Below are 3,737 nucleotides of genomic sequence, written 5' to 3'. Positions count from 1 at the left end.
AAGGGCAACGGCGTTCACCAGGCCATGCTCGGCATCGCCCGGCTACACAACCTGGCCCTCGCCCGATAACCCACGCCCCATACGGGACAACCTCTAGGACATCCCGCCACGCAGGGTGGACGCCAGGGCGACGGTGACCTCGCTGACCGAGCGGCGCCTGGCAGCGCTGCCGCCCGACCCCAGGCCGCTGCCCTCGGTGGCCGCCTACGACCAGCTGCTGCGATTCCGTCGGCGGCCCGCCGACGGCCAGGCATACCAGGAAGAGGCACCGTGACCGCCAAGCGCAACCGCGGACTGACTGAACAGGCCGCCGACACCGCCGTGGACCAGGCGTGCCGGATGCTCCGGCTGCCTACCATCCGCTCCCAGTACCCCGAGCTGGCCGAAGCCGCCCTCCGCGACCAGATGACCTACCGCGGGTTCCTGGCCGAACTGCTGCTGTCGGAATGCGACGACCGTGCCCGCCGGCGTTCCGAGCGGCGGATCAAAGCGGCCGGCTTTCCGCGCGAGAAATCGATCCGGCAGTTCGACTTCGACGCCAACCCGTCATCGACCCGGCCGCCATCCACACCCTCTCCAAGTGCGACTGGGTCAAGAAGGGCCTGCCGCTGTGCTTGATCGGCGACAGCGGAACAGGCAAGTCCCATCTGCTCATCGCGCTGGGCACCGAGGCGGCGATGCACGAGTACCGGGTGAAGTACGTGCTGGCCACCAAGCTCGTCAACGAACTCGTGGAGGCCGCCGATGAGAAACTGCTGGCCAAGACCATCGCCCGCTACGGCCGCGTCGACCTTCTCTGCATCGATGAAATCGGCTATATGGAGCTTGACCGCCGCGGGGCGGAGCTGCTGTTCCAGGTATTGACGGAGCGTGAGGAAAAGAATTCTGTGGCGATCGCCTCCAATGAATCCTTTGGAGGCTGGACCAAAACCTTTACGAATCCAAGGCTATGTGCGGCCATCGTGGACCGATTGACATTCGGCGGCAACATCATCGAGACCGGCACCGACTCCTATCGGCTGGCGGCCACCCGCGCCCGTGCCGAACAACAGGCCGCAGCACAGCAGGCTGCCAGCTGACTCCCGACCGCAGGCCAACGCCTGCACCCTCTACGGCCCCGCGACCAGGTTATATGTGGCGAGGGTGGTCGTTGAAAAGCAGGTACAGGCACGGCCCGCGCCCGCTGATCACCACACCGCCTCCACAGCCGCGGCCAACTGAGAGATGGCCGCCAGATCGGGCAGGCTGCGCAGCGAAGCGGCGACCTGGGCGCTTGCGAATTCTCGCTGTGCGGCGGTCACGCTCGGATCGATGGCGCACTCAGCCTGTACATAAATGAAGTTCAAGTCCGTTGCGAAAAGCATCGAGAATGACTGCGGGCCTTTGATGGAGGCGCGGCCTCCGGCACTCCGATAGGACCGTGCCAATCGCCGGGCTGAATCGAGGTTGATCTGGTTGCGGCCCGCCCATACGTACACGGCCCGTGCGAGTTCTCGTTCCGCCGAAGCAGGCCCCGCGTTGTCCCAGTCGAGGAGAACCGGCCCGTCCACGCCGACCAGAACGTTCTGCGGCTGCAGGTCGAGATGCGACGTCACCAGACCGTCGGGGTCGGACGGAGTCACCCATTGCGCCAACTCTGCCGCGGAAGTGGCGATGAACTGGCCCAGTGCGTCTGACCACGGGAGGCCCGCCTGGTGAATCTTCTTGTGCAGGTCTTTCCATTCAGTGTCCTGGGGGCACTGCTCGTACCAGGAGTTCGGCGCCTCACTCGCCCCCTCTCCCGCTTTGTGGAGGAGCGCCATGGTCCGGCCGAACCAGTCCAGGATATCCGGGTCAGATGCGTCCGCTGTGGTGCCGTCGATCCAGTCGTACAGCTTGACATAGGACCCGCCAAAGGAAGGAGGGAGGTGTGAGACGTATGCGCCGTGGCGGTTGAGGATGAGTCGCGGTGATGCGATTCCTAGGTTCTCCGCAGCCTGCCGCAACGTCGCCTCCCGGCGGACCTGTTCTTCGTCGCAGCCAAAGAGGAGTTCTTTTATCGCCCACGAGGAGCCGTTTCCAGACAACTTCCAGATCTGACCCAACGCGCCCCGGGTGACGGGTGTCATCACCCACGGCCCGGCGTCGAGGGCGTAGGTCTCTGCTATCAATTCGGCTGCATCGTGCATTCAGGTACCTCTCCGAAGGAGCATGGTCAGCGCCGACTATAAGTCAGCGCTTGCTTTTGCGGCGGCGATTCGTCCCTCTGGGTGTCCTCGGACTGGCTGTGGCCCTGAACTGCTAGAATTTTCAGTTCGGTTAATACTCCACCTGTTCTGTAGATCGTGATCTTCATGTCTGGGATGCGGCTTGTCGTCGGTAATGACTGGTGCGGGATCGGGCCTGATGGCGGCGTCGCCAGTCGGACGAGCCGAGTCGGTGGGCCATGTCGTGCAGCGGCTGGACGACAACCGTGGTGAACAGGCGCTGGATCTCGTTGCAGGACAGCGGGACCATGTCGGCTGGCCCGGGACGGTAGGCGTGTTCGTCTGCGCGGACGACCGCGAGGAAGGCGTGGGCGAGCATGGCCGGGGTGACCCAGCGGGCCCAGGAGGGGTAGCGGCGGACCTGGTGCTCGTCGAGTCCCGCCAGCCCCTTCTCGGTCTGGAAAGTCTCCTCCACCCGCCACCTGGAGCCGGCGACCTTGACCAGGGCGGCCAGGGGAACCAGCCCGGTCGAATGACAGCGGTAGTAGGCGAGTTCGCCGGTGGTGCGGTTGCGGCGGATCAGCAGCTGACGCCTGCCCGGCGCTGAGTCGGCGAGGTCGATGACGGCCCAGTCGTAGAACCGCTGTCCCTTCGCACCGGGTCCGGCTGAGAGCTTCTGCCAGGCCCGCTTCGGAACCTTCTTCGCCAGCGCGTCGGCGCGGAAGGTGCCCGCGCTGGTGGACACTTCGGCCGAACAGGCCACCGCGAGGACATACCCGATGCCGCGTTCCTCCAGAGTCGTGCGCAGTTTCGGGTTGCCGCCGTAGACCTCGTCACCGGTGACCCGGTCCACGTGGTGTCCGGCGTGCAGGAAGCGTTCGATCATCGTGCGGGCCAGTTCGGGCTTGGTCGCGAAGACGGTGTCCTCGCCGAGCCCCGCTGCCCGGCAGCGGTCCGGGTCGTATGTCCAGGAGCGGGGGATGTACAGCTCCCGGTCCACCGCCGCGTGTCCCCGCTCGCCCGCGTAGACGAGGAAGACGGCGACCTGGGAGTTCTCGATCCGCCCGGCGGTGCCGGTGTACTGGCGCTGGACCCCGACGGTGTGGGTGCCCTTCTTCAGGTCACCGGTCTCGTCGACGACCAGCACAGCTTCCTCGTCGTGGAGGTGCTCGACGACGTATTCGCGCACGTCGTCGCGGACGGCGTCGGCATCCCAGGAGGCCCGGCACAGCAGGTGCTGCATGCGGGTCCTCTCCCCGACCCACTCCGCGATCGTCCAGCAGTTTTTGCGCGGCACATCCGACAGCAGGCCCAGCACCAACCGCCCGGCCCGCCGCCGGGGTTCGACCCCGGGCGAACCGGCCCGCAATCCGGCTCATGGCCACCTCGAACGCCTCCGCCTCCCGCCACCGGGCGGGATCTATGCTGTGGCCTGCGGCCACCGTCTCATTGTTAGACGGTGTCTTGATTGGCGATAGCTCGTTGCTCCGGGCATGGACATAGTTGAGCGACTGGTGCCGGACGGGCTGTGGGAGATCTTCCAGGACGTGG

Annotated in this window: 1 protein-coding gene and 3 pseudogenes; 2 read left to right on the top strand and 2 right to left on the bottom strand. The window is 65.9% G+C overall.

Annotated elements, in window-relative coordinates; all coding sequences use genetic code 11:
* Window positions 1-133: 133 nt before the first annotated feature.
* Window positions 134-274, top strand: a pseudogene (locus tag IO24_RS45495) (hypothetical protein); the annotation flags it as partial.
* Window positions 271-1,079 (top strand): annotated as a pseudogene (gene istB, locus IO24_RS41725) (IS21-like element helper ATPase IstB). The pseudogenes IO24_RS45495 and istB, both read left to right, overlap by 4 nt.
* Window positions 1,080-1,187: 108 nt before the next feature.
* On the opposite strand, the gene IO24_RS0139835 reads toward istB, so the two are convergent.
* Together IO24_RS0139835 and IO24_RS41720 are read right to left on the bottom strand one after the other, a co-directional pair.
* Window positions 1,188-2,168: a phosphotransferase enzyme family protein gene (locus tag IO24_RS0139835; protein ID WP_031144737.1), complete on the bottom strand. Its 981-nt coding sequence runs from the start codon at window positions 2,166-2,168 to the stop codon at window positions 1,188-1,190.
* 163 nt (window positions 2,169-2,331) lie between these two features.
* Window positions 2,332-3,565 (bottom strand): annotated as a pseudogene (locus tag IO24_RS41720) (IS701 family transposase).
* Window positions 3,566-3,737: the final 172 nt, after the last annotated feature.

Origin of the sequence: Streptomyces flavovariabilis (assembly GCF_000725785.1) — a bacterium.
Classification (GTDB): Bacteria; Actinomycetota; Actinomycetes; order Streptomycetales; family Streptomycetaceae; genus Streptomyces; species Streptomyces hawaiiensis.
Note: the sequence above shows the minus strand (reverse complement) of the source record. Positions and strands in the feature narration are given on the sequence as shown.

What these genes read in the sequence shown, in the direction of transcription:
- IO24_RS0139835 (WP_031144737.1), bottom strand. Translation starts at nt 2,168, where the DNA reads ATGCACGATGCAGCCGAATTGATAGCAGAGACCTACGCCCTCGACGCC.